This window comes from Peterkaempfera podocarpi, from assembly GCF_042466665.1.
Taxonomy (GTDB): Bacteria; Actinomycetota; Actinomycetes; order Streptomycetales; family Streptomycetaceae; genus Peterkaempfera; species Peterkaempfera podocarpi.
In genome coordinates, this window is the sequence record NZ_CP162102.1 from 326,117 (window position 1) to 351,113 (window position 24,997).

The 24,997-nt window shown below is 72.7% G+C and carries 22 protein-coding genes and 2 pseudogenes; 13 read left to right on the forward strand and 11 right to left on the reverse strand.

Annotated features, from left to right (window positions below; all coding sequences use genetic code 11):
- Positions 1 to 22: 22 nt before the first annotated feature.
- On the reverse strand, positions 23 to 862 hold the full coding sequence (locus tag AB0761_RS01460) for a helix-turn-helix transcriptional regulator (protein ID WP_377266984.1): 840 nt from the start codon (positions 860 to 862) through the stop codon (positions 23 to 25).
- 104 nt (positions 863 to 966) lie between these two features.
- Between AB0761_RS01460 and AB0761_RS01465 the strand changes: the two genes are divergently transcribed.
- On the forward strand, positions 967 to 1,674 hold the full coding sequence (locus AB0761_RS01465; RefSeq protein ID WP_377266985.1) for an SDR family NAD(P)-dependent oxidoreductase: 708 nt from the start codon (positions 967 to 969) through the stop codon (positions 1,672 to 1,674).
- 475 nt (positions 1,675 to 2,149) lie between these two features.
- Entirely contained in the window at positions 2,150 to 2,620 is a 471-nt protein-coding gene (locus tag AB0761_RS01470; RefSeq protein ID WP_377266986.1) for a hypothetical protein, read from the forward strand.
- A 121-nt stretch (positions 2,621 to 2,741) separates the two neighbouring features.
- Here AB0761_RS01470 and AB0761_RS01475 read toward each other — a convergent pair whose 3' ends face one another.
- The 7 genes from AB0761_RS01475 to AB0761_RS01505 all read right to left on the reverse strand — a co-directional run bounded on the left by AB0761_RS01475 (position 2,742) and on the right by AB0761_RS01505 (position 10,028).
- Positions 2,742 to 3,200, reverse strand: coding sequence for a hypothetical protein (locus tag AB0761_RS01475; RefSeq protein WP_377266987.1), 459 nt, complete (start codon positions 3,198 to 3,200; stop codon positions 2,742 to 2,744).
- Positions 3,201 to 3,233: 33 nt separating this feature from the next.
- On the reverse strand, positions 3,234 to 6,551 hold the full coding sequence (locus AB0761_RS01480; RefSeq protein WP_377266988.1) for a hypothetical protein: 3,318 nt from the start codon (positions 6,549 to 6,551) through the stop codon (positions 3,234 to 3,236).
- Between the two features lie 142 nt (positions 6,552 to 6,693).
- Positions 6,694 to 6,984, reverse strand: a complete 291-nt coding sequence (locus AB0761_RS01485; RefSeq protein ID WP_377266989.1) for a hypothetical protein — start codon at positions 6,982 to 6,984, stop codon at positions 6,694 to 6,696.
- 365 nt (positions 6,985 to 7,349) lie between these two features.
- Complete coding sequence (locus AB0761_RS01490) at positions 7,350 to 8,327, reverse strand: aldo/keto reductase (RefSeq protein WP_377266990.1); 978 nt, start codon at positions 8,325 to 8,327, stop codon at positions 7,350 to 7,352.
- Positions 8,328 to 8,356: 29 nt separating this feature from the next.
- Positions 8,357 to 8,737 (reverse strand): MerR family transcriptional regulator, encoded by a 381-nt coding sequence (locus AB0761_RS01495; RefSeq protein ID WP_377266991.1) that lies wholly within the window; start codon positions 8,735 to 8,737, stop codon positions 8,357 to 8,359.
- A gap of 182 nt (positions 8,738 to 8,919) precedes the next feature.
- The gene (locus AB0761_RS01500) at positions 8,920 to 9,483 is read right to left on the reverse strand and encodes a hypothetical protein (protein ID WP_377266992.1); all 564 of its coding nucleotides are present in this window, start codon (positions 9,481 to 9,483) and stop codon (positions 8,920 to 8,922) included.
- Positions 9,484 to 9,839: 356 nt separating this feature from the next.
- The gene (locus AB0761_RS01505) at positions 9,840 to 10,028 is read right to left on the reverse strand and encodes a hypothetical protein (RefSeq protein ID WP_377266993.1); all 189 of its coding nucleotides are present in this window, start codon (positions 10,026 to 10,028) and stop codon (positions 9,840 to 9,842) included.
- A 202-nt stretch (positions 10,029 to 10,230) separates the two neighbouring features.
- Between AB0761_RS01505 and AB0761_RS01510 the strand changes: the two genes are divergently transcribed.
- The 8 genes and pseudogenes from AB0761_RS01510 to AB0761_RS01545 all read left to right on the forward strand — a co-directional run.
- Positions 10,231 to 10,680 carry a DUF6924 domain-containing protein gene (locus AB0761_RS01510; RefSeq protein WP_377266994.1) on the forward strand — a complete coding sequence of 150 codons (450 nt, stop codon included), beginning with the start codon at positions 10,231 to 10,233 and terminating at the stop codon, positions 10,678 to 10,680.
- A gap of 765 nt (positions 10,681 to 11,445) precedes the next feature.
- On the forward strand, positions 11,446 to 12,573 hold the full coding sequence (locus AB0761_RS01515; RefSeq protein WP_377266995.1) for a cellulose-binding protein: 1,128 nt from the start codon (positions 11,446 to 11,448) through the stop codon (positions 12,571 to 12,573).
- Positions 12,509 to 13,210, forward strand: a complete 702-nt coding sequence (locus AB0761_RS01520; RefSeq protein WP_377266996.1) for a cellulose binding domain-containing protein — start codon at positions 12,509 to 12,511, stop codon at positions 13,208 to 13,210. The genes AB0761_RS01515 and AB0761_RS01520 overlap by 65 nt, the downstream gene beginning before the upstream one ends.
- Before the next feature lie 248 nt (positions 13,211 to 13,458).
- Positions 13,459 to 14,022, forward strand: coding sequence for a histidine phosphatase family protein (locus AB0761_RS01525; protein ID WP_377266997.1), 564 nt, complete (start codon positions 13,459 to 13,461; stop codon positions 14,020 to 14,022).
- A gap of 404 nt (positions 14,023 to 14,426) precedes the next feature.
- Positions 14,427 to 17,303: a SpoIIE family protein phosphatase gene (locus AB0761_RS01530; RefSeq protein ID WP_377266998.1), complete on the forward strand. Its 2,877-nt coding sequence runs from the start codon at positions 14,427 to 14,429 to the stop codon at positions 17,301 to 17,303.
- A 187-nt stretch (positions 17,304 to 17,490) separates the two neighbouring features.
- Complete coding sequence (locus AB0761_RS01535) at positions 17,491 to 18,072, forward strand: GNAT family N-acetyltransferase (protein WP_377266999.1); 582 nt, start codon at positions 17,491 to 17,493, stop codon at positions 18,070 to 18,072.
- 38 nt (positions 18,073 to 18,110) lie between these two features.
- On the forward strand, positions 18,111 to 18,563 hold the full coding sequence (locus tag AB0761_RS01540; RefSeq protein ID WP_377267000.1) for a hypothetical protein: 453 nt from the start codon (positions 18,111 to 18,113) through the stop codon (positions 18,561 to 18,563).
- 136 nt (positions 18,564 to 18,699) lie between these two features.
- Positions 18,700 to 18,810 (forward strand): annotated as a pseudogene (locus AB0761_RS01545) (hypothetical protein); the annotation flags it as partial.
- Between the two features lie 17 nt (positions 18,811 to 18,827).
- Here AB0761_RS01545 and AB0761_RS01550 read toward each other — a convergent pair.
- From AB0761_RS01550 to AB0761_RS01560, 3 genes are all read right to left on the reverse strand, one after another.
- A complete protein-coding gene (locus AB0761_RS01550; RefSeq protein WP_377267001.1) occupies positions 18,828 to 19,502 on the reverse strand; it encodes a helix-turn-helix domain-containing protein in 675 nt (224 codons plus the stop codon).
- Between the two features lie 163 nt (positions 19,503 to 19,665).
- Positions 19,666 to 20,397: an SDR family oxidoreductase gene (locus AB0761_RS01555; RefSeq protein WP_377267002.1), complete on the reverse strand. Its 732-nt coding sequence runs from the start codon at positions 20,395 to 20,397 to the stop codon at positions 19,666 to 19,668.
- 139 nt (positions 20,398 to 20,536) lie between these two features.
- A complete protein-coding gene (locus AB0761_RS01560; protein WP_377267003.1) occupies positions 20,537 to 21,130 on the reverse strand; it encodes a helix-turn-helix domain-containing protein in 594 nt (197 codons plus the stop codon).
- Between the two features lie 80 nt (positions 21,131 to 21,210).
- Here AB0761_RS01560 and AB0761_RS01565 point away from each other — a divergent pair.
- From AB0761_RS01565 to AB0761_RS01575, 3 genes and pseudogenes are all read left to right on the forward strand, one after another.
- Positions 21,211 to 22,231, forward strand: a pseudogene (locus AB0761_RS01565) (NAD(P)/FAD-dependent oxidoreductase).
- Positions 22,232 to 22,250: 19 nt separating this feature from the next.
- Positions 22,251 to 22,931: a class I SAM-dependent methyltransferase gene (locus AB0761_RS01570; RefSeq protein ID WP_377267004.1), complete on the forward strand. Its 681-nt coding sequence runs from the start codon at positions 22,251 to 22,253 to the stop codon at positions 22,929 to 22,931.
- A 230-nt stretch (positions 22,932 to 23,161) separates the two neighbouring features.
- Positions 23,162 to 24,769, forward strand: coding sequence for a hypothetical protein (locus tag AB0761_RS01575; protein WP_377267005.1), 1,608 nt, complete (start codon positions 23,162 to 23,164; stop codon positions 24,767 to 24,769).
- The last annotated feature ends 228 nt before the right edge of the window (positions 24,770 to 24,997 follow it).

Here is a 24,997-nt window from a genome sequence, read left to right on the forward strand (position 1 = left end):
CACGTGCCGGCACCGGCTGCGGTTACCCGGCGAGCGTCTGGGTGCCGAGCACGGTGAGCAGGGCGAGGCGTTCGGCGTCCTCGGTGCCGGGCTCGGCGGTGTAGATCATGATGCGCAGGTCGCTGCCCGCGACCGTGAGGACGTCGCAGTCCAGTACCAGCGGCCCGACCTGCGGGTGGTCGATGGTCTTGCGCGCGGCCTCATGGCTGCCCACGGCACCGGAGTTCCACAGCTCCGTGAATCGGTCACTGCGTGCGAGCAGCTCCGCGACCAGCCGCCGCAGTCCCCGGTCCGCCGGATAGCGGCCGACTGCCCCTTGCAGATCGGCGACCAGGGCGGTCTCGAAGGTGCGGAGGGACTCCGGTGTGTGCCGGGCCCGGGTGCCCGGGCCGACGAACTGCCGCCACACCCCGTTGCGCTCATTGCCGCGCCACCCGGACGGATCACCCATCAGGGCCGCGTAGGGCGGGTTGGACATCAGCAGTGTCCAGGCCGCGTCGTAGACCGCGACGGGTGTGCCGGTCAGCCTGTCCAGCAGCCGCTGGACGCTCGGGGTGATGTACGCGGGCACCGTCTCGGGACCCGGCGGCACCAGCCCTGCGAGCCGGAAGAGGTGCGCACGTTCGCTTCCGGCCAGCCGCAGGGACCTGGCGAGGGCTTCGACGACCTGAGTCGACGGACTGGTCGCACGGCCCTGCTCGATGCGCGTGATGTAGTCCACGGAGATGCCCGCGAGCAGGGCCAGTTCCTCACGGCGCAGCCCGGCCGCACGCCGGTGACCGCCGGCGGGCAGCCCGGCGGCCTCGGGAGGAAGCCGGTCACGCCAACGGCGCACCGCCCGACCGAACTCCGCTGTAGCCACGTCCACCAGTGTGCCTCGTGGGGCCGCCGGGCTGCCTGGTACCAGCAGTCCCAGGAAGACAGGTCTACTGGCTGACCCCCGTCGCGGGGCGGGAGGCTGGGGGCATGACGACAACACTGATCACCGGAGCAAACAAGGGACTCGGGTTCGAGACCGCCCGTCGACTCGTCGCGGAGGGCCACACGGTCTACCTCGGCAGCCGGGACGCCGACCGGGGACGCCGCGCCGCCGAGCAACTGGGCGCGCGGATGGTCCTCATCGATGTCACCGACGACGCGTCCGTGGACGCGGCGGCGAAGACGATCGCCGCCGACGGCGGACTGGACGTCCTGGTCAACAACGCGGGTATCGAAAGCCGGACGCCGGACGGAGGCATCATCGGCGCGGGGCAGCTGACCGCCGACATCATGCGGCAGACCTTCGAGACCAACGTCTTCGGCCTGGTCCGCGTCACCCACGCGTTCCTGCCGCTGCTGCTGCGGTCCGAGCGTCCGACGATCGTCAATGTGAGCAGCGGTCTGGCCTCGTTGGCCCGGGTCACCGACCCGGGAGAGCCGGCCTACGCCTACCCGGGCGTCGCCTATCCGGCGTCGAAGGCCGCGGTCAACATGGTCACGGCGCAGTACGCGAAGGCGTTCCCGACCATGCGGATCAACGCGGTGGAGCCGGGCTTCACCGCGACCGACCTGAACGGGCGCACGGGTACGCAGACCGTCGAGCAGGGCGCCGAGATCATCGTCCGCATGGCGCAGGTCGGCCCCGAGGGCCCGACCGGAGGCTACTTCGACGCCGAGGGTCCCCTCCCCTGGTGACCTGAGGGGGACTGCGTCCCCGCCGTCCGGCCCGGCCGCGCCTGCACGGGGCGGCCGGGCCGGGCGGCGGGGCACGAGGGCACCCATGTCGGCGACATGTCGGCGACGAGGAATCCCGGGCAGTTGGCCGGAGCACCCGGCACTCCACCTGACCATGTGACCGTCGGCGGCCACCCATGACGACGTTCCCTGGCCGATTCCATGCGCGTGTCGTCGGGGCGTCGGGCGTCGGGCGTCGGGCGTCGGGGCGTCGGGGCGTCGGGAGAACGTGACATCGGTGCGGCGGTCGCCATTCCGTACCGTGTATCTTCCAGCGGTGCGGCTGCTGCGTGCCGCTTGCCCAGGGGAGGGGACGTTGTTGCAGGGGACCGTTCGGGTCGGTGTGCTGGCTGCGGGCGCAGGGGCGCTGTCTCTGATGCCCGGCGCGGCCGAGGCCTCGGCGACGACGTGGTCGGTGCACCCGTCTCCTGTACTGGTGACGGCACCGTCGAGCATCAACACGTGGATCACGGGGATTCCCTCCCGCGTCAAGCGCGGCAAGACCGTCACATTCACTCTCCGGTACCGGCTCCAGACCCGTGAGACATATGCGCCGCTGACATTCGAGCTGGACATGGGAAGCGCGGGGCCGGCGGGAAACGCCCAGTACAAGGGGGTCAGCAGCACATATTTCGACCCGGCGACCCGCAAGTGGGAGAAGCCCTCTCACGCTCCGCACAGCGCGGACTTCGTCTACACGGTCGGTGGCACATATCCCTCGGTGAAGCTGAAGCCTGGAGCGCTCGGCCAGGTGACGATCCGGGTCACGTTCGGCAAGGACACCTACCTCGGCACATGGTGGACCGACGGCAGCGTGTACGGCTATCTGCTGAAGACGGGTGGCGGCTTCGACTCCCACTATCCGTCGGAGTCGATGAAGGTCACAAGGTTCTCCGTCTATCGCTGAACCGCGGCTTCCCACGGGTGCCGGACGGAGCGGGCACCCCTTGCGACGACGACGACGGCTGCGGCCGGCCCGGCGCCGCCCGACTGTCCCACGCGCCGTCGACGGAATCCCCGCGGCCGGATCATCCGGTCCCGGGGCCGTGTCCTGGTTCGCTGCGCGGCTGTTCGGGTGCGGACGGCAGGCCGGGGGCTGCATCCTGGAGAAGGCGCAGGCCGCGGGAGATCTCCTCCACGAGTTGGGCTGCGAGCCGCTGATCCCCGCCGCGGTGGGTGCGGAGCTCGGTGGTGAAGCGGCGGGCGCGGCCGAAGGCTGCCAGCAGCAGACGGGGACTGGGGCGGCGGGAGAGGAACGCACACACACTCTTGCCGACCCCGGCGTCGCCGTGGATGTTGACGATGAAGCGCCGCTCCGTCACGGGCAGGGCGAGGTTGCCGCGGAACCAGGCCAGTTCCTGGTCCCGGCCGACGAACTCCTTGGCCTGGTGACGGTGGATCAACTCCTGCCAGCTGGGCTCGTCCGACACCGAGAACCGCCGCCGCCGCGGACTGCGGCGGCAGCCGGTCAACGGTTCACCGTTCACCGTTCACCGTTCACCATTCTTCGCCGTTCAGGCTCACGGCAGCCTGATGTCGACCAGGAGGGCGCACTCCGCCACATCGGGGTCGGGGTGGCGCCGCCACCGTTCCAGTTCGGTCCGCCAGGGCTTGGCCCACTCGTCGGCCTGCCCGGCCGATGCCAGCAGACGCACCGCCAGCACCCCCGCCGACGCCGTGCCCCGGGCGCGCAGCCGGGACAGGACCTGCGACACCGCTTGCCTGGGCAGGCGGTCCGGCTGCCAGCCGGGGCCGTGCAGGGGAAGCTGGGGCAGCCGCAGCGGCCCGGCCTCGACCAGGTCCAGACAGCGGTCCCAGCGGCCGACGTCGGCATGTCCGGACACCAGCGCCTTCACGGCGGCCGCGCCCGCGGCCTCGGCGGCCCGCCCCGGCAGCCCGGCTGCCGCCAGCGGTTCCACCAGCGCGTCCAGCAGGTCAGGGGCACAGTCGGCGAAGCCGCTCGCCAGGGCGACAAGCCGGGCCACGGCCCTGCGGTCCCGTCCGGCACGCGCCAGCCCGGCCAGGTGGAGCACGGCGTCAAGCCATGCCTGCCGGACCGCAAGCTCCCCGGCGCCACGGGAGAGCAGCGCGATCGCCGGCGCACAGTGCCGCAGTGGGGCGTCCAGTGCGAGCACCAGACGGGCTGCGGCCCTGGCCGCCTCGGCCGTCGGCGGGCCCGAGCGGCAGTAGGCCTCACATGCTGCCGACGCGGTCCCGGTGTCGGAGTGCGACATCGCCCGGACCAGGAACAGCCGGTGGCCGACCCGGGCCGGAACCGGCAGCGCCGCCGTCCGGACGGCGAACAGCGCCTCCCGGACCGCCGGCTCGGCCAACTGCGCGACAAGCCGGTCACGGATCTCCTCCCGGTCGACCGAGTCCAGCAGGACCACCGCCACCGCAGCCCGCACATCGCGGTGCAGGGACCCGTCGTCCCAGGCGTGGAGGAGGGCCTGCCGCGCCTCCTCGCCTGGCACGTCGCCGAGCGTACGCGCCGCCTCCTTGCGGGCACCGACCGGCGCCCCTTGGTCCTGGAGCACACCCGCGGGAATGCGGACCGCCTCCCCATCGGGAAGCCGCCGCAGCAGCTGCCGCAGTCCGGCCAGCGCCGCACGGCCGCGCACTCCGCCGCTCTGTGCGCAGGCCAGCAGCACCGGCAGGGCCCCGCCGGTGTCCGAGGTGCCGGCGAGCCCGGACAGCGCCGCTGCCGCCACGGGCTGCGGTGCGGTGCGGGCGAGTTCCGCGGCCGCCTGCGGGTCGGTGATCTCCCGGGCGGCCGCCGTCCGGGGACCGATGTCCTGCGCCGGGTCCGCCGCGACGGCCTGCAGCAGCCGGTCGTGGGTGGCACGGTCTGCGGGCCGCCAGCGCCCTCTCGCCCCGGGCGGGAGCGGCGGCAGGCCGGTCCCGGGGCGTGGCCACAGCGCCCCCGGCCCCCCGTCCAGGGCGGCGGCCAGCACTCGGCCGAGCAGGTCGGTGCGGCGCAGGGCGAGCATCCGCCAGACCTGCTCCACGGCGGCGTACGACGGATCGGCCCGCACCAGTTCCGCGCAGCGTTCCTCGCGCAGGCTCCGCGGGCCGGTCCACAGCCGCACCACCCGTTCCACCGGACCGGAGCCGACGGCCCAGGGGGCGGCGGCCCCGGGCCCTGCCGGGTCCCGCATCCGCTCCCGCAGCCAGCTGTCGAGCCCGGGGACCTCCGCGACGCACTCCCCCAGCAGTTCCGCCACCGTGAGCAACAGATCGGGCCGCGGCAGGGACCGCTCGCAGCGCTCCCAGACCTGCCGTGCCGTCATGGCCGGTACCCGGAGCGGTCGGACCTGCACCACGGCACGCGGATGGGCGGCCACCCAGGCCATCAGCTCCGCCGCCGCGGCGACCCGCGCCGGGTCGTCCGCCTCCGCTGCCTGCTGGGCGGTGCGGTGCAGCCACGTGTGGACGCGGCCGAGGCCGGTCACGGTGGTGTCGCGGGCCTGGAGGGTGGTGAGCGCCGCATCACGCAGCACCTCCAGGGGCACGGACGCCAGCAGCGGTTCCGGGGTGTCGGCGCACTGCCCGAGGGCGGCCTCCCGTACGAAGCACTGGTCGTGCCAGGCCCGCTCGGCGGAGCGCAGGACGCGTGCATGGGCCCGCGGGTCGCCGTCCAGTCGGCTGCAGGCGATCAGGGCCGACCAGCCGACCTCGCGGTCGCTGCGGCGGTGCGACTCCGCCAGCGACCGCAGCTCCGGTTCCGCCTCGGCCAGCGGGAGGGCGGACAGCAGCCTGGCCCGGAGGTACGGCCTGCGGCCGGTACGGCCGGCGAGCAGGCGGCGCACCAGGGTGGCGCGGTCGGCGGGTTCCAGCGCGAGCAGTGCGGGGACGGCGGACAGCACCCGTGCGCCCCTGCCTCCGGTCCACGATTCGGCGGCGCGTCTGCGCTCGTCCGGGGGCAGTAGCGCCAGCACCGGTTCGGGCACGCTCTGGGACAGGCCCCGGCTCTGCAGCCGGCAGACGGCCGCCAGTTCGGCCAGGTCCCCCGGCGGCAGGGCGCGCAGTGTCCGCTGCACGCCGCGGGGCAGGCCGGTGTCGGGAACCGGGAGGCGGTCGATGCCCTGGCTGCGGACCGCCTTGAGCACGGCGCCGGGCTCCCGCAGCAAGGTGGTGACGGCGGCCGGGGTCAGCAGTCGGGGTGCGGCATCGAGCAGCAGCAGCCGGGCCTGCCGGTCGCGGGTCGCGACGACGGACACCAGCCTGGCCGTGCCTCGCGGGGCGGAACCCGTCTGCTGGGCGCCGCGCTCTTCCGCGATCAGTGCGTGGGCCACGGCCAGCGGCGCGGTGCGGGCCAGGGAGTGCAGTACGCCGGTCGGCACCGCCAGCGCGGGCAGCCACCGGTCAGCGGCCGCGGGTGAGCAGGCGGGGAGCAGCCGGGCCGCGTCGAGGTCTCCATGGCGGGTGCGCACCTCGGGGAGCAGCCGGTCCGCCGTGTCCCGGCGGCGTGACAGCCGCAGCACTCGGTAGAGGCCGTGGCGCACGGCCCGGGGCCCGTCGAGGGCGGCCCGGGTGAGGTCGTCCTCGGGGACGGGGAGCCGGATCGCGGCGGACAGCGCGCGACGGCAGAGCAGCGGATCATGGAGCGCGGCACCGACCCGGGCGGTGTCGCGGCGGGCGATCGCGAGGAGGAGACCGGTCTGCCGGTCGTCGTCGCTGCCGCTGTCGAGGGCTTGCCGCAGCTGTTCGTAGGGGGCCTGCCCAAGGGTGCGGGCGTAGCGGCACAGGGCGCTCGTGCGGGCGCTGTACGGCAGGTGGTCGAAGCGTGCCCCCAGCTGAGCGGGGGAAGGGACGCGGGGGGTGTGGTGGTCTGCCATCGCGGTCACCGGGACTTCGCGAGGCCAGCCTTTCGGATCATCATGGCGGTGATCGTGCCAGTCGGCCGGGGCCGGTGCAACGCATTTCGTCGAACAGGCGGCACGGGCCGGGGAAGGCCGGCCGACCCGGGCGTACGGTGCGTCAGCCGCCGGAGGCGGCAGGCTGCGCGGCAGTTGCGCCCGGCGGGTCGGCGACCCACACGCTCAGCTGGTAGGTGGTCGGCTGGACCAGGCGTCCGCAGAGGATGTCCGCACGCAGCAAGGCGTCCTCGGCGATCCGGTTCTCGGCGCGGAGCCGTCGGACATGGGCCCGCAGCGCCGACTCGTCCTCGGTCGAGAAGACCACCTCCCAGTGTCCCGGGCCTTCCTGGAACTCGGTGGAGGCCAGGGCGGCGCGCTCACGCGCTCGCTTCCTCTTGCGCTGACCGGGCATGCCCGTCAGCATGGCGAGCCGCGCAGTACGGTGCAACGGGATTCGGGAGCCGTCGTCCCAGTGTCGTACCGGGGCGAGCGCGCCGCCGTGCGCTGCTATCGTCCGGCGGTGATCACCGCGGAGTTCCGCGAGGGGCTGCCCCGTCAGCGTCCACCGCGTGTCTACCCGCACTGACCGCTTCGACTGCGGCACGACGAATCCCGGTCGACCGTGCGGGGCCGCCACTGCGCCGTGCCGGCCGGGCCCGGGGCCGCCCGCCCCTGTGTGCCGGGCGGCCCCGGGCCTGCCGGGCGGCCGTCCCGTCCGTCCGGACCGTCACGGGCCCGGGGGAACGGGAGAGCCGCCCGCACCGGCGGTGCCTGCGCTCACCCCCGCAGCAGGGCCTCCACCTCGGTGAACTCCCGCCCGGCGAGCGGCCCGAATGCCAGGGTGCCGAGGTTCTCCTCGACCTGGGCGATGGTGCGGCAGCCGGGGATCGGGATCGTGGCCGGGCTGCGCGCCAGCAGCCAGGCGAGCGCGCCCTGCGCCAGGGTACGGCCGCCGGAGGTGAGCACATCGCGGATGGCGTCGATCCTGGCCAGCCACTCGGGGGCGCCAGCGCCGTCCGTGAAGTAGCTCAGCCACGGGTGCTCCTGGGAGCGCACATCCTCTCCGCCGACCTGGCGTCCGTCGTGGTACTTCCCCGACAGCAGCCCCATCGCCAGCGGGCCCCTGGCGATGCTCGCCAGGCCCAGTGACTCGCAGACGGCGATCATCCCGGCGGCGTCGCGCAGTACGGAGTGGTCGTGCTGGATCGCGGTGCAGCCCGCGCCGGCCCTGGCGAACGCCTCAGCGCTGCCCGGCTCGTCGGTGCTCCATCCGTACGCCCGGATCCTGCCCTCGGCGACCAGGTCCTCCAGGGTGCCGATCAGGTCGAGTGCGGTGGTGACGGACACGCCGCCGAGGTGGAACTGGTACAGGTCGACGTAGTCGGTGCCGAGCCGGCGCAGACAGCCGTCCAGGCAGGAGCGCAGATACTGCGGGCCTGCGTCCTCGGGCCCGGCCTCACCGGTGGCCTCGTCGAAGGTGTAGCCCCACTTGGTGGCGATCACGGCCTTGTCGCGGTGGCCGGCCAGTGCCCGGCCGAGCACCACCTCGCTGTGCCCCGCACCGTAGTTGCTCGCCGTGTCGAAGAAGGTCGCACCGAGGTCGAAGGCCCGCTGCAGCGCGGCGACCGACTCGTCGTCGTCGACCGGCCCCCAGCCCAACTGCCCGGTACCGGAGTGCAGCGGACCGCCGATCGCCCAGCACCCGACGCCGACTGCGCCGACCTCGATCCCGCTGCGGCCGAGTGTGCGCACCATGCTCACTGTGCTTCCTTTCTCACTGTCCATCAGATCTGGTCCGTGTCGTCGAGCTGCTCGCGGTACCAGGCGATCTTCTCCCGCAGATGGTCCTGCTGGGCCCGGAGTTCAGCGATGTGCTGCTCCACCCGCGCCTCGTGCGCGGTCAGCAGTGCCAGGCGCTCCGCCAGGGTGCAGTTGCCCTCGCGGGCGCTCTGGGCGTAGCGCCGCATCTCGGCGATGGGCATACCGGTGTCGCGCAGGCAGCGCAGTACGCCCAGCCATTCCAGGTGGTCCTGGCTGAACCGGCGATGGCCGCTCGCGCTTCTGCCGATGCCGTCGAGCAGTCCGATCCGCTCGTAGTACCGCAGGGTGTCGAGGCTGAAGCCGGACCGTTCGACGACTTCCGCCGGGGAGAGGATCTGCGTCATGCGACGACTGTGGCACCTGGAGCGCGCTCCAGGTCAAGGAGATCACCCCGGATCGCGGTCGCAGCGGGAGCCCGTCCGCCCGCGGCGGTCCGGGTTCACCGGCCCGTTGCGAAGCACGCGTCCGCGGTCCGCGAGGGGGTCTCAGGACCCGGTCTCGGAGGGCCGGTCCGGCCCCGGTGGTGTCAGCCCGCCGTACGCAGACGGACGGTGCGGCGGGCTGCCGCGAGGGCGAGCAGCGCCCACAGCGCGGCCGCGGCCCCCACGACGCCGACACCGACACCGAGACCCGAGTAGTCCTGGTCGGTCGAGACGGGGCCGGTCCAGCCGTCGGGGTCCACGATGACCGTCTCGGTGGTGCCGACCTGCGACTGCCCCCAGCAGTCGGCGTCCTGGAGAACGGCATGGGCCAGCGGTTTCCCGTCCGCACGACGGATGTCGCAGGTCCAGTGCACCCTGCCGTCCTTGCCCGGCCGGCCGTGGTGTGCGGCTGTGACCACCACATTGGTACGGACCCCGCGGTGGAGCAGCACCTCGCCCTTGAGGACCGCGCCCGGCACGGCCACCAGAACGACCCCGAGCAGGATCCCCGGCACCAGCCACCACCCGTTGGGACGCACCGTCATCAGCACCATGAGGGCCACGATCAGCATCACCACCCCGGCGATCATGCAGGGGGTCGCATAGTCCGGATCGGCGGTGAGCGCCGACAGCCCGACGAGAACCAACGGGGTGAGGACTGCGAGCAAAGCGCCCTTGCGCCAGACGCGGCGGAGCAGCCCCGCCGGGGGCCCGGACCCGGCATCACCACCCGGGAACCCGTCACGGGCACCGCCCCCGGGCCCCCCGAAACCCCTGCCCGCGGCGACTCCCCACTGCCCCCGGCTTCGCCCCTTCTTCCCGCGCATGGCCTCCCCGTCCCTTCCCCGGCCCGGCTTCCCGGAGCACCGCCCACCACGACCTCACAGCATCGCACCCGGGCTGATCCCCCATCCACCCCGGCCCCCGGCCTCGCCCCCTGCCCTCGGCTACGGGCTCCCAGCGAAGACAGGGGTCGCCGGTACCGCGTTGCGGCGGCGTCGGGCCGGACGGCCCGGGCGTCGGCTCAGCCCCGCTCGGACACGGCCTCGGACACGGCCTCGGGTCCCGGCTCTTGCTTGGGGGTGAGCGGACGCAGCCGCATCCATGCCAGGAACACGGCCGCGACGGCGAGCATGCCGATACCGGTCCGCAGATTGAAGTTCAGGCCCTGAGGCCTGGTCAGCTCGGAGCGGCCGTCGACGGCCCCGGTCACGGTGAGCAGCGCACCGTAGACGGCGAAGAGTCCGCGCCGGGGCCGCCGGGAGGAAACGACCCGCCCGGTAGCAGTATCTGATGGAGGATCAGATATCGCGGGTGGGCGAACAGGCCGATCGGCCCGCACCCCGGCAATGGGCTGACATGATGGACAAGATCCACACATTGACAACGATCGGAGGTCCCGGGTGCTGCCGGCTGTGAGCGGCCGCGATGCGTTCGCGGCACTGATCATCAGAACCGACCACAGCGACGGGGAGGCCTGGCAGGCCGTCCGCGCAGAGTTGCTCCTGCCGTGGGGTGATGACGACGACGAGCCCGCCGTCCACATCGTCGACGATCCGGCCTGGGCCGGAGCCACGGCCGCCGAGGTGATCGCGGCCGTGTCCGGGGACGAGGATCTGAGCGTCGTCTTCCTGGCAGACCGCGCCACGATGGTGGCCCACCACCGCGCACTGCTGGCAGTGGCTGTCCTGACCCGGGAGGAGTGCGCAAACGACGAGGAGTTCGAGGCCTACGGCGGAGCGGTCCGCACCGTCCCGGCCGGCATTCACGACATCCATGCGAACCTGGCGATCGCCAATCTGGACTTCGCAGACGTCCTGGGAGCTGCACAGAGTGCCCCTGAGGGAGTCTTCCGATCCTTCTAGCGCGCTGTGCGGAAGTGGCTTCGACCGGCCTCGCGGCCTGGTGCGGCCGTACCGGTCAAGAGCGTGGGTCATTCCGTCAGCATCCGCCGATCGCCAGGGCCGGGCGCCGCACCCGGCGCCCGGGGAGAGGCACTCCGGCGCCGCCCGGGGTTCGCAACCTTGCGGAGGGGCTGAAGGAGATCGACTCCAGCCCGCCTGCGAAGGCCACCTCGGTTTCGGCTGGGCCTGGTCGCTCTCAAGTCGGTTGTGCCGCCCACCGGTTGCCCCGCATTCCGGCAAGACCTGCCCATGGCAGTCCGAAATTTTCGATCCACTGTCGGAAAGTGGCCTGAAGTCTCTATTGGGTAAAGCCCCAGGTGGCGGCTGGTGTGGTCATTTTCCGTCCATATAACGGTCTTTGCTGGGTTCTGCTGTCGTCGGCAGGAGTGCCAGAACGGCCAACCTGGGGTGGCCCGCGTCTGATGTGTTGTCATGCCTCGGACCCCCTTCCTAGGCTGGTGCGCACTCCCAGCTCCGGCTCAGGGGCCCCGCGACCCGCGCACCATCTGCACCGGGAATCCCGATGCACCTTCCCGGTCCCCGCGTGCGGTGGCACTTCCGCCGGCCGGCTCTGCGACCCCCCAACCGGCTCTTCTCAGCAGGCCTATGACTGCGTGCCGACCGGGCAGGGTCCGTTTTTCTCAACCGTACGCCTACCCCTGGAGGTCCCCTATGCGCTTTCACCGGTATCGACACTGGCCCCGGGTATGGGCGGCGGCTGCCCTGGTGGCCGTCGCGAGTCTGGCAACCCCCTCCCTCACCTCGCAGGCGGGCGCCGCCGACATCCATGCCGCCGCCGTACAGGCGGCACCCGCCGCGGAGGACGACGGCGCCGACTGCACAGTGCCCAATCCAGGTACCTCTCCTGCCAACTCGATGCTTCCCGATCCCTTCAAGAAGCTGGACGGTACGCGGATCACTACCACGTCCGACTGGCGGTGCCGCCGGGAGGAGATCAAGCAGCTGGCGGAGAAGTCCGTCTACGGTCCCAAACCCGCGAAGCCCGCCAGTGTCACGGGGACGGTCTCCGCGACCGGCATCACGGTGAATGTGACGGACCAGGGCAAGAGCGCCAGTTTCTCGGCAAGCGTCGACCTGCCGAGTGGTTCCGGTCCCTTCCCGGCCGTCGTCGTCCTCGGAGGGCTCGGCGCGGACACGGCGACCATCAAGGCCTCCGGCGCCGCCGTCATCAACTACGACCCCTACCAGGTGGGTAAGGAGGGCACGGCGCGGAACAACAAGCAGGGCGCCTTCTACAGCATCTACGGTTCCACCAGCACCACGGGGCTGCTGATGGCCTGGTCCTGGGGCGTGAGCCGGATCATCGACGTGATCGAGCAGTCGGGCGGCAGCATTCTCCGGGCCGATTCGACCGGCGTCACGGGATGCTCGCGGTTCGGCAAGGGCGCCTTTGTGGCCGGCGCCTTCGATCAGCGCATCGATCTGACCATGCCGATCGAGTCGGGTTCCGGCGGTGCGCCCATCCTGCGCGGGATCCCCGGCGAGAGCGGCGCGCAGCCGCTGAGCAGCGCCTACACGGAGCAGCCCTGGCTGGGTGACGCGTTCAGCGCCTACACCGGCAACCCGAACGCCCTGCCGGTGGACACACACGAGATGGTGGCCATGGTCGCGCCGCGGGGACTGTTCATGATGGAGAACCCACGTCGACTGGCTCGCCGCCAAGTCGGGGAGCGTTGCGGCCCTGGGCGGAGCAGAGGTCTACAAGGCGCTCGGCGCGGGGAGCAACATCAGCTACTGGTCCGACGTCCAGGACGGGACCCACTGCGCCGTGCGGTCCGAGTGGAAGGCCCCGCTCCAGCAGAGCATCCAGAAGTTCCTGCTGGGCACGGGTAGCGCTCCGGGCGTGTTCCGGATCTCCTCCCTCAAGGCCGGCAGCCTGTCCACCTGGCGGGACTGGCAGACTCCGACCCTGACCAGCGACGGCAGCAGCACCGGCGGCACCACGGCAGGGACGACCGCGGGCACCACGGCAGGGACGTCCGCGGGCACCACGGCAGGGACGTCCGCCGGCACCTCGACCGGTACGACGTCGGGGACCTCGGCGGGCACCACAGCCGGTACCACGGCCGGTACGACCTCGGGCACGACAACCGGCACGACCTCTGGCACCACTGCGGGCACCACAGCGGGCACCACCGGCGGCGACACGGGCGGCGGTGGCGCCAACGGCACCTGTACCGCCACCTTCCGAAGCGTCAACAGCTGGGCCGGTGGCTACCAGGGCGAGGTGTCGGTCCGCAACAACGGCACCACCGCGCTCAACAGCTGGACCGTCGGCATGGCCCTGGCCTCCGGCCAGTCCATCAGCAGCCTCTGGAACGGCGTCAACACCGGGACCAGCGGATCCGTCACGGTGCGCAACGCCGCCTGGAACGGGAGTATCGCGGCCAACGGCACCACCACGTTCGGCTTCACCGTCACGGGCAGCTCGACCGCCGCACCGGCCAACCTGACCTGCACCAGTCCCTGATCCCTTCGCACGCACCCCAAGGTTCCCGCCCCGGCGTCGGATGCACCCGCCGGGGCGGGAACGCGTCGGCCACCGGCCTGGAGTCCGCGGCCGCGCTGCCCGTGACTGCCCACTCCCACCCGCGCCGCCGCTCCCCCTGACTCCGGGTACTCGCGGGCCACCGCGGCGAACATGCCCGCATGCGCCCGGGAACCGGCCTACGGTGAGCAGGACGACCCGGTCACGCCTTCCCGCCGAGAAGGGCCCCGATGGCAGTAGAGATCATCTACGAGACACACTCCACCTCCGTCGACAATGAGGCGGGCATCGCCACCGGCCGGCTTCCCGGCCGGCTCTCGGAACGGGGACGCCTCCAGGCCGCAGCACTGGGCGACCGCCGACGCGGCGACGGGCTGGCGGCGGTGTTCACCTCCGACCTCCACCGCGCCGTGGAGACGGCGCGGATCGCCTTCCCGGACGGCAGACCCCCGATCCACCAGGACATCAGGCTGCGCGAGTGCGACTACGGCGACCTCAACGGGGGCCCGGCCGCCCTGGTCGCCGCCCAACGGGCGCAGCGGATCCACGAGCCCTTCCCCGGCGGCCAGAGCTACCGCCAGGTCCTCGCGGCCACCGACGCCTTCCTCCATGACCTGGCCACGCACTGGGACGGCTGCCGGATCCTGGTGATCGCCCACTCCGCCAACCGCTGGGCGCTGGAGAGTCTGCTTGCCGGGGCGGCACTCGAGGACCTGCTCGCGGCACCACCGCCGTGGCGCCCGGGCTGGTACTACACACTTCCGGCCGACTGGCCGGCCCCCGTCCCCGGCTGACCCACCGCGCGGCCGGCCACCGGGCGTATCCGTCCGTTACCAGGGTGCGACCCCGGGCATGGGCCCGGGCCCACCCGGGGCGCCGGGACACGAACCGGACTCCACGGTCCGACTCGGGCGGCGCCCGGCCGCGCGGCCGGTACGGTCCGTACCCGGCCGGTGCGCTGCAGTGGTCCCCCCGGCTGCGCCGGCACACCGCGGCGGAGACCATCACCTCGGCCCGGCCCATCACCCGCCTTCACCCGCGCCCTCACCCGCGCCATCACCGGCGCCGGGCAAGGCCCGTCCGGCCGATCCGGCTGCCGCGGGCGCGACGTCGCACGGGTGCCGAGCGCCGCGCGCGCATCCCCTGCCGGTCAGCCTTCGACATCTGCCATGTTTCGCCCGGAATGTACAGTTGCATCGTGAATGAGCGGTTGGCGCTGCTTGATGCCGTGGAAAGGGGCATTTCCGAAGGCGAAGTGCTCCGACTCGCGCTGCAGCACGCGGTCGCCGAGCTTGGCGGCCTGGGCGGCACCGCGCATCTGTGCGGCCCCATGTCCGCTCTGCGTCTGGTGTCGGCGGTCGGGCTGCCCCCGGCCCTCGTCCGGTCGTGGGAGATCATCGACCAGGACGGCACCGCTGCGGCGGCCCTCGCCGTGCGCCGGGGCACCGGAGTGTGGACGCCCCGCGGGTCCCCCGGCTCCGGCTGCCCCCTGGAATCCGGCGCATCCCCCGGTACGGGCCTCGCCGCCGTGCCGCTGCCCGGCGAGGACCGCCCGCTCGGTGCCCTCACCGTCGTCACGGGTACGGCAGGCGAGCCCACGGGCAAGCAGTGGGACTTCCTGGGCGCGGTGGCGGCCTGGGCGCAGGACCGGATGGCCCAGGCCCCGTTGCCCGTCCGGCCCGCTCCGACGGAGCCGAGCAGCCTTCTGCAGCAGCAGGCGCTCCAGGCCGTCCGGGTGGGTACCTGGGAATGGAACATCCGCACCGGCTGGCTCTTCTGGGACGACGCCTCCATGGCCGTGTACGGCACCGACCCCGCCGACTTCGTCCCCCGGGTCGAGAGCTGGATGAAGGTCGTCCACCCGGACGACCTTCCATGGACACTGGCCGCCGTGGAGCGGGCCATCCGCAACCGCTCGGTGTTTGAGGCCGAGTACCGGGTGCGGCATCCCGACGGCAGCTACAGCTGGACCCAGGCCCGTGCGAAGGTGGTGCTCGACGAGCACGGCGAGCCCGACCGCCTGATCGGGACGGCGTGGGACAGCAGCGAGTCCCGCTCGGCCCGCGATGCACTCAGCCGTGCGCTGCGCCATATGAACGACGGCTTCATCGCAGCGGACGACGACTGGCGGATCACCTTCGTCAACCTGGAGGCCGAGAGCCTGCTGGGCTCCTCCTCGGCGGAGCTCTTCGGCCAGGTGCTGTGGACGCTGCCCTCGGTGCGCCAGATCGCCGGGATGGAGGCCCGCTGCCGCAAGGCGGCCTCGCAGGCCACCGGTGCGAGCTTCGACGTGCTGACGCCGGCCTCCGGGCACTGCTACCACCTGCGGGTCGTCCCGGTACCCGACGGGGTCACCCTCTACTTCACCGATGTCACCGAGCGGCGCAGGCACGAGGCCGAGCGCGCCGCGAGCGAACGCGCCGCGAGCGAACGCGCCGCCAGGATCGCGGAGCTGACCGCGGCCCTCGCCGAGGCGACGACCTCCCGGGACGTGGTGGAGGCGGTCGCCCAGCGGGTGATGCCGCCGTTCGGGGCCGCCGGTCTGCTGGTGCAGGCCGTGGAGGGCGACCGGCTGGACAACGTGGGAGCCGTCGGCTACCCCGAGGCCTTCCTCGCCCTGGTCGACGGCCGCACCCGGGTGCCCATGGACCCGGTCTGGGACGCCATCTCCACCGAGGAGCCGCTGTTCATCTCGTCGGCCGGGGAGTACGCCGCACTGTACCCGGGCATGGCAGGCCACCAGCGGGAGTCCGGTATGCAGGCCCGCGCGTTCCTGCCGCTGACCGCCTCCGGGCACACCTTCGCCATCTGCGTGGTCGCCTTCGACCGGCCTCGCCGCCTCGCGGACGATGAACGCACCCTGCTCACCGCCATCAGCGCACTGGTGGCGCAGGCCCTGGAGCGGGCACGGCTCTACGACGCCGAGCACACCCGCTCCCAGGAACTGCAGCGCGCACTGCTCCCGCAGAAACTGCCCGAGCTGCTGTCGTGCACCACCGCGGCCCGCTATCTGCCCACCGAGCAGGGGATGGACGTCGGCGGCGACTGGTACGACGTGATCCCGCTCTCCGCCGGCCGGGTCGCACTGGTCATCGGCGACGTGATGGGGCACGGTCTCTCCGAGGCCGCCACCATGGGACGTCTGCGCACCGCCGTCCACACTCTGGCCAGCCTGGAGATGCCCCCCGACGAGATCATGAGCCATCTCAACGACATCGTCAGCGGCCTCGGCGACGACTCCTACGCCACCTGCCTCTACACGCTCTACGACTCCACCACCCGGACGTGCACCATCACCCGGGCCGGGCATCCCCCGCCGGCCGTGGTCCACCCCGACGGCACGGTGTACTTCTGCGATCCGGACCCGAACCCACCGCTGGGCGCGGCGGAACCGCCCTTCGACACGGTGGAGCTCAAGGTGCCCGGAGAGAGCCTGCTGGTGCTGTACACCGACGGCCTGGTCGAATCGTCCGAGCGTGAGATCGACCAGGGCATGGCCGAGCTGGCGCGGCTGCTGGGGACCAGGGCCGGGGAGGATCTGGAGCTGCTCAGCGACTCCCTCGTCTCCGGCCTGCTGCCCACCGGTGGGACCACCAGCGACGACATCGCCCTCCTCGTCGCGCGCCTCCATGTTCTCCCCTCCGACCGGATCGCCAGCTGGCCGCTCCCGACGGACCCGCAGGCCGCCGGTCTCGCCCGAAGGCACGTCCGGGAGCAGCTGTCCGACTGGGGGCTGGACGGGCTGTCGACGACCACCGAGCTGATCGTCAGCGAGCTGGTCGGAAATGTCGTACGCCATGGCAAGGGCCCGATGCAGGTGCGGCTGCTGCGCGACGCCGACCTGGTCTGCGAGGTGTCCGACGGCAGCCTGACCATGCCCCGGATCCGGCATGCGTCCGAGACGGACGAGGGCGGCCGGGGGCTGCAGCTCGTCACCGCGGTCTCGCAGCGCTGGGGCACCCGCTACACACCCACCGGAAAGTGCATCTGGACCGCACAGCCGCTGTGCGACACGGATGGCGCGATGCCCCACCTGCAGGAGTTCGACCTCGACTCGGTCGCTCCCCTTGAATGAGCGGCTTGAATGAGCGGCGCACCTCGATGTCCGCGTCGACACGACGGCGTGCGTACGGAGAACCACTGCCGACGGCCGAGGCCTGCCGTGCGCAGGGCAGGGACCCCGCGTCGCGTCGAGGCGGGAGGGCTGCCCGGCGGCCGAGGTGCGCAGGGCTTCGCCGACACCGGCGTGCAAGAATCCGCGGATGACCGAACCGGTGATCCGCCCTCGGACCGATGAGGACCTGAAGAACTGCGTGGACGCGCTGGCCAGGGTCCACCGGTCGGATCGCTATCCCGTGCACTGGCCCGCCGACCCCGGGCAGTGGCTGACTCCTCGGCGAATGATCGGGGCCTGGACGGCCGTGGACGACTCGGGTGTCCTCGGGCACATGGCACTGACCCGGCCGACGGAGGCGCTGGCGGCCGCTGCCGGGCAGCCGGCCCGGAGTCTGGTGTCGGTGGCCCGGCTGTTCGTCAGCCACGACGCCCGCAGACGCGGGGTCGCCACCCGGCTTCTCGACACGGCGGCGGAGGTGGCCGGGGACCGGCGGGCCAGGGCCGTTCTGGAGGTGGAGTCGGGAGCGGCGGCGGCCATCGCCCTGTACGAGCGGGCCGGATGGTCCCTGCTCAGCAGATCCACGGCCGACTGGACGGCCGCTGACGGACGCGCCGCTCAGATGCTGCTCTACATCGCGCCCACGGCAGTGGGGACGACAGACCGTGTGATGCTCCATCAGGCGTCCCGAACCACGGATCCCGAGCCCCCGGTCGAGCGGCCGACCTGACCGCCGCGGCTGTCGGCAGCACCTGCGATGATCGGCCCATGGGCGTTCTCTTCGGCTACTTCGCCGCCACTGATGACGACGACGCCGTCCGCGCCGTCGTCCGGGACGACGGCGAGCTCAGCGGAAGCGGCTACGACCAGATGGTGGTCAAGGGCATCGACCCGGTGGTCCAGCTGATGCCCGCCGAGGCGCTCCTGACGGGCCGGTCCGCCGCCGACGTACGGAGCGACCCCCGGCATGGCAGCCTGGTCGCCATGGTGGGGGACGGGGACCTGGTCCTGCTGTCGCTCACGGACGCCCTCCGGGACGCGCTGGCGACCGGCGACAGCGGCTTCTTCGCGGGCGTCGCCGCCGACTGGGCGGGCGCTGAGGACGTGTTCCACCCCCCGGCCGATCCGGATCAGCTGGCCGACTTCCTGGGCCGGCTGTCCGAGCTCGCGGTCCGGGCGGTTGCCCGGAGCGCCCACCTGTACTGCTGGATCTGCCTCTGATCCGTCGCAGCCGCCAGGCACGTGTCTGCAAGGCCGGCCGGGCGGCGGGAGTCGGCACCATGAGCGACCACGTCCGGGTGTGGTGCCTTCGGCACGGGGAGTCGGAGAACGTCACCGCAGCCCGGTCGCCGGGGCCGTGCCCGGCGCGCGCCTGACCGAACGCGGCCACCGTCGGGCCGCCGCGGCGGCACGCGTGCCGGCCGGCGAACCGATCGGCAGGGTCTGCTGCAGCACAACCGTGCGCGCCCGGCAGACCGGCGGTCCTCAGACCGTGCGGATGATGCGTCCGGTGAGGCGGTCCGGGGTGATGCGGATCCAGAGGTCGGCGGGTCCCCCGGTCCAGGGCAGCGGTGCGTCGCCGGCCAGCCGGTCGATCTCCTCGGGGTCGGTGATGCGTTCCGCCGGTCCATTGGCGAGGACGCTCCACCCCTGGCTGAGGACGTCGTCCACCCGGTCCACCTCGAAGGCCACCTGTTGGCGGATCGCTGCTGCGGGGGCCGCCCCGCCGCCGGTGCGGTACACGATGCTGCCGTCGATCACGCTGTAGTTCACGGGCAGCACCTCGATGCCGAGGTCCGTACCGAAGGCGACCCGCCCCACCCCGCAGGAGGACAGGCGCGCCCGGCACTCCTCGGGCGTCAGCGGTTCGAACACCGGGTTCGCGGAAGGGACGCCGCGGCCGGGCGGCAGGTCCACCTCGCCGCCCCGCAACTGCTCGACGGTGGTCTGCAGGACGCCCGCGAGCCGGGTGAGGGCATCGGGCTCCGGCTGAGCCGGGTGCTCCTCCACATAACGGACGTACTCGGCTGCCATGCCCGTCCGCGCGGCAACGTCGTCACGGCTCAGCCCGAGGGCCTCGCGCCGCTGCACGATCCGGCGGCCGACGTCCCCGGGCTGGGGTCGACCGGTGGGCCCGGCGGGCTGCTGGTTCTCGGACACCGTCGGCACCTCCGCGGGGTGGGCATGGCCTGCCCTCCCAGGGGACCATCGCAGCGACCGGCGCGCCGACCGTGGGGCAGCCCGCTGCTCCGTACGGGTGCACGGGTGTCCTGGGCAGTTCCGTCCGGCACTCGACTCGGGCGCGGGGCCGGGCGCCGGGCAGTCAGGCGAGCCAGTCGGTGTAGCGGGTACGCGCGAGGCGTGCGCCGCTCGGGGCGGTGAGGGCGTCGCCGGGAACAGCGGCGAAGAGCCCCGCCGATTCGTCGACGACGACAGTGCGGCCGTCGGGGCGGGCGCTCAGGGTGACACGGCCGAGTTCGTCCAGCGGGAGGACGTCCGGGCCTGCGATCTCGAGGGTGCCGTTGAGCGGCGCCCCGGTCGCGGTGTCGGCGAGCGCGCCGACGACCTCGCCGGCGGCGATCGGCTGGAGCGGGGTCGTGGGCAGTCGGACCGTCCGGCCCTCGGTGGTCCAGTCCATGATCCCGGCGATGAACTCCATGAACTGCGTTGCCCGCACGATCGAGTAAGGGATCGGGCCTGCCTTGACGATGTCCTCCTGGAGGACCTTCGCCCGGTAGTAGTCGACATCCGGGACCCGCTCGACGCCGACGATCGAGAGCAGCACGACATGTCCCACCCCGGCCTGCTCCGCAGCGGCCAGCAGGTGCTGCGTCGTGGTGCGGAAGAACGGCGCGGCGGCCGCGTCGAAGGACGGGGCGTCGATGGTGTCGATGACCACGTCGGCCCCGCTCACCGCCTGCGGCACCCCGTCGCCTGTCAGCAGGTCGAGCCCGGTGGACCTGCCGTGGGGCGAGGCCTGGTGCCCGGTCTCCCTGAGCCTTTCCACGAGCCTGGAGCCGACGAAGCCGGTTCCGCCGATGACCGCGATCCGCACGACAGGACCCCTTCTCTCCGTGATGCCCGATCAACGTAATCGGTCACACCGGGACGCGCCCGCCGAAGCCTGCCGGACACTTCGCTGCCGGTCCTGGCCCTCCGGGGGGCGGTGTGCTCAGGGGTCTCCGTCGCCGCAGTCATCCGGGTTTCCTGCTCGCGGGGCGAGCGCGGAGGTGCGCCCGCTCGCCCTGCCGCCCGAAGAGGCTGAGGAACTCGACCGCCTCGGCGCCGACAGCACCGAACCAGTGCGGAACCCGGGTGTCGAACTCGGCCGCCTCCCCCGCGGAGAGCACCATGTCCTGCTCACCGAGGATCAGGCGCAGTCGTCCGTTGAGCACATAGAGCCACTCATAGCCCTCATGGGTCTTGGGGTCGGGGGCTCCCTGGGAGCTGTCGGCCTCGATCACCAGTTTGTACGCCTGGATGCCGCCCGCTCGGCGGGTCAGCGGCAGCATGGTCATGCCGTGGTGGGTGACCGGGCGCAGATGGATGCGCGGGTCGCCGGTGGGCGGGGCGTCGACGAGTTCGTCCAGCGTGACGCCATGGGCTCGGGCCAGCGGGAGCAGCAGTTCCAGCGTGGGGCGCCGGGTACCGGACTCCAGGCGCGACAGCGTGCTCACCGAGATTCCGGTGACCGCCGACAGATCTGCCAGCGTGGTCTCACGCTGCTTGCGCAGTGCACGCAACCGGGGGCCGACCGCCCCGAGCGCCTGGTCGAGGTCGTTGTCCATGCCACCAGCTTGCCAGATCGGCAACATTGTTTGCGGTTCTGGACGCTGGCCCCGCATGGTTGCCGCGGAGGTGGTCAGGGATGAGCGACCAGCTGATGGACGACTGTGATGTGGTGGTGGTCGGCGGTGGTGCCGCGGGCCTCAACGGGGCGTTGATGCTCGTACGGGCACGGCGGTCGGTGGTGGTGATCGACGCCGGAGCCCCCCGCAACGCCCCGGCCGCCGGTGTGCACGGGCTGCTGGGCCGGGACGGGATCCGGCCGGCCGACCTGGTGGAACGCGGGCGGGCGGAGGTCCGCGGCTACGGCGGCCGGGTGGTCACCGGCGAGGTCGATGCCGCGGCACGCCACCGCAGCGGGTTCGAGGTGACGCTGGCCGACGGCCGGCGGATCCGGGCACGCCAGCTGCTGGTGGCCACCGGCGTGGTGGACGAGCTTCCGGATGTCCCGGGGCTGCGGGAGCGGTGGGGGCGGGATGTGCTGCACTGCCCGTACTGCCACGGATGGGAGGTCCGCGACCAGGCCGTCGGCGTACTGGCCGGCGGACCGCAGTCGGTGCACCAGGCGCTGCTGTTCCGCCAGTGGAGCAGCGATTTCACATTCTTCTCCCACAGCGCGCCGCCACCGGCCGGTGAGGATGCGGAGCAGTTGGCGGCCCGTGGCATCAGGGTGGTGCAGGGTCACGTCGCGTCGCTGGAGGTCACGGACGACCGCCTCACCGGAGTGCGGCTCGGCGACGGGACGGTGGTCGCGCCGCGCGGCGCTGGTGGTGGCGCCGCGGCTGAGGGTCCGCGCCGGGTTCCTGGCTCCGCTGGGCCTTCGGCCGGCCGAGCATCCCGCGGGGAGCGGCGAGTACATCCCCTCCGACGCCACCGGTCTGACCGAGGTGCCCGGTGTGTGGGTCGCAGGCAATGTCACCGATCCATTCGCCCAGGTCGGCAACGCCGCAGCAGCGGGAGCGGCCGCGGCGGCCCGGATCAACGCCGACCTGGTGGCCGAGGAGACCCGGCTGGCGGTCGCCGCCCGGCGGGACCCCTTCTCACCCGAATCCGAAGCACGCGTCTGCGAACGGGTGCTGGGCAACCGGCGCCATGGTCTGTGAGCCACGAAAGGCAGGAATCATGTCCGAAGCATCAGCGGCGTTCGGCAGGGAGTTCTGGGAGGAGCGCTATCGGGGCCACCCCGCAGGCCACAGCCCGCAGCCCAGTCCGCAGCTGCTTGCGGAGACCGGGGAACTCACCCCTGGCAGGGCCCTGGACGCAGGCTGCGGCGAAGGAGCCAACGCCCTCTGGCTCGCCTCGCACGGCTGGCAGGTGACGGCGGTGGACATCGCCGCCGCCGCTCTGGGCCGCGCGCGGGAGCACGCCGAACAGGCCGACGCGGACGCCGCGGGCCGGATCGACTGGGTGCGGGCCGACCTGACCGCATGGGCTCCCGCCGAGGAGCACTTCGATCTCGTCACCGCCCACTATGTGCATCCGGCGGCGGCGGGCGACGCTCTGCTCCATCGGCTGGCGGCCTCGGTCGCACCGGGCGGGACGCTGCTTGTCGTCGGCCACCACCCTTCCGAGGAGCACTCCGCCGAGTCGCACGGCCGACCGCCGGAGGCCCATGTCACGGCCGAGGAGGCTGCCGCCTCCCTGGATCCCGGCCGATGGGAGATCGTGGTCGCCGAGGTCAGGTCCCGTCCGGCCGCCGGCCCGCACCCTCACGGAGACGGTCACGGTCACGGCCACGGCCGCAGCCACGGCCACGGAATGACTCTGCGCGACGCCGTCCTCCGCGCCCGCAGGCGCATCTGACGCGCTGCGGCCCCTCCCACCCTCTGGAGCCGCCTCGGCTCACCGGCCTGCCGCAGCCGGTGAGCCGGGCTGTCGGCTGGTCGGGCCGGCGGGCAGACGCTCGGTCGCGGATATCACTGTTGATCAACTTTATGCCGACCGATAGCATCCGCACCACCCACCACCCCTGCACCGAGGACACAATGCGACACTCTCGCCGCGCCATACCCCTGGCGGCCACTGCTGCTGTGATGGCCCTTGCCGGGACCGTCCCCGCCACCGCGGCCGAGACACCCGCCCCGTCCCTGCCGTTCCTCCAGGTCGACAACGAGGGCGAGGCGCCCGGCTTTGTGTGGGTCTCCATCGGTGCGGACCCCAGGGTCGCAGCGGTCACCGCGGAGATCTACGCCCCGTCCGGCGACCTGGCCGATGCCGAACCGCTGGCCGTCACCGAGCTCATGCCCGACGCTCCCCACGCCAACGGCAACACCTTGTGGCGCAGTGCAGCCGTGGTGAACCTGCCCGCTCGAGCGGCCGACTACCAGGCTCTGATCCACCTCAGGGACGCGAGCGGCGCCGACCTGCCCGGCAGCCCCGTCAGCCGGCACTACATCTACATGCCCGCGCTGCGGATCACCGATGCCATGGTGGACCGCAGCACCTTGGACTGGTTCCACCAGAGCGCCCGCATCAGCGGCACCGTGCTGCTGGACACCCCGGAGGACCCCGGACCCGGCACGCCGGCCGCCGGTGTTCATGTGGTCGCCTTCCAACCGGGCGGCGGCACCTCGGGCATTGATGTCCACAGCGACGCGCAGGGCCACTTCACCGGTACCACCACCGTGTACGACCCCTCGGTCCAGCTACAGGTGAACGCGGTGCCAGGTACGGGCGTGCAGGGCCCGATCACCGGCCTGCCCACCGCCCTCACCGTCAAGCGCCTGGCCACCCGCAGCACGCTCGCGACCCGCACCCTCAACCTCCTCGAGGGCAAGAGCGCCACACTGAGCGGACACGCCGAGGTGCTCAACGGCACCGCCTGGCAGCCCCTGTCCGGCGCGGACGCGGACTGCCCGGACCAGCAGCAGCCGGCCGTCACCGGCGCCGCGGGCCAGTTCACCTGCACCTTCACCCGGCCCGGCAACCGCACGGTCGCCGTCACCGTGCACGACTGGCAGAACCTCTGGCTGGCGCCCGCCACCCAGAACGTGGCGATCCACACCGTCTGGAAGACCGCCACCACCCTGACGGCCACCCTGGACGACCGCTCCCGCCTGCATGTTACCGGCACCCTCCAGGACACCGGCACCCGCCGTACCTGGTCCGCCGGCAGCCGCGTGGTGCTGGAGTACTCCGCCAACGGCAGCACGGGCTGGCGGACCATCCGCACTCTCACCGTCAACCCCGGCAGCAGCGCCAACCCCACCACCGGCACCTTCAGCACCTCCTTCACGGCCCGCAACGACGGCTACTGGCGCGCCCGTTTCACCGGCAACGCCGACAATCAGCCGTCCGGCAGCCCGGTCCGCCGCGCGCATCGCTACGCCACCCGCATCACCGCCTTCAACGCCTCGCCCGAGCCCGTCCGCAAGGGCCGCACCCTCACCATCACCGGCCGGCTGGAGAAGAAGACCTCCGCCACCTGGACGCCCGCCGGCGGACAGACCGTCACCCTCTACTTCACCCCCCGCGGCTCCACCCACGCGACCCGCGTCGGCACCGCCCGCACCAACAGTCACGGTGTCTTCACCGCCCACGCCACCGCCAAGCAGGACGGCACCTGGAGCGCCACCTGGTACGCCACCAGCAGCGGCTACCTGACCGGCACCGCCACCCCGGACTACGTCGACGTCAACTGACCGCCGGGCCGGGCCCGGTCCCGGCCCGGTTGCCGACGGGCGGACACTGCGGGCGCAGCACGGTGCGCTGGCGGACGCCACTGCCGTTCCGCTGGACACGCTGGTCGCCGCCGCCCGGAGCCTGACGGTGGACACCGCGGCCTCGGGGGCTGCGGCGTGGGTACGCGGCGAGAGGGGCACGGGAATTCCCGCGCCCCTCTCGTGGCACCGGTGCGGCAGGTGGGCCCG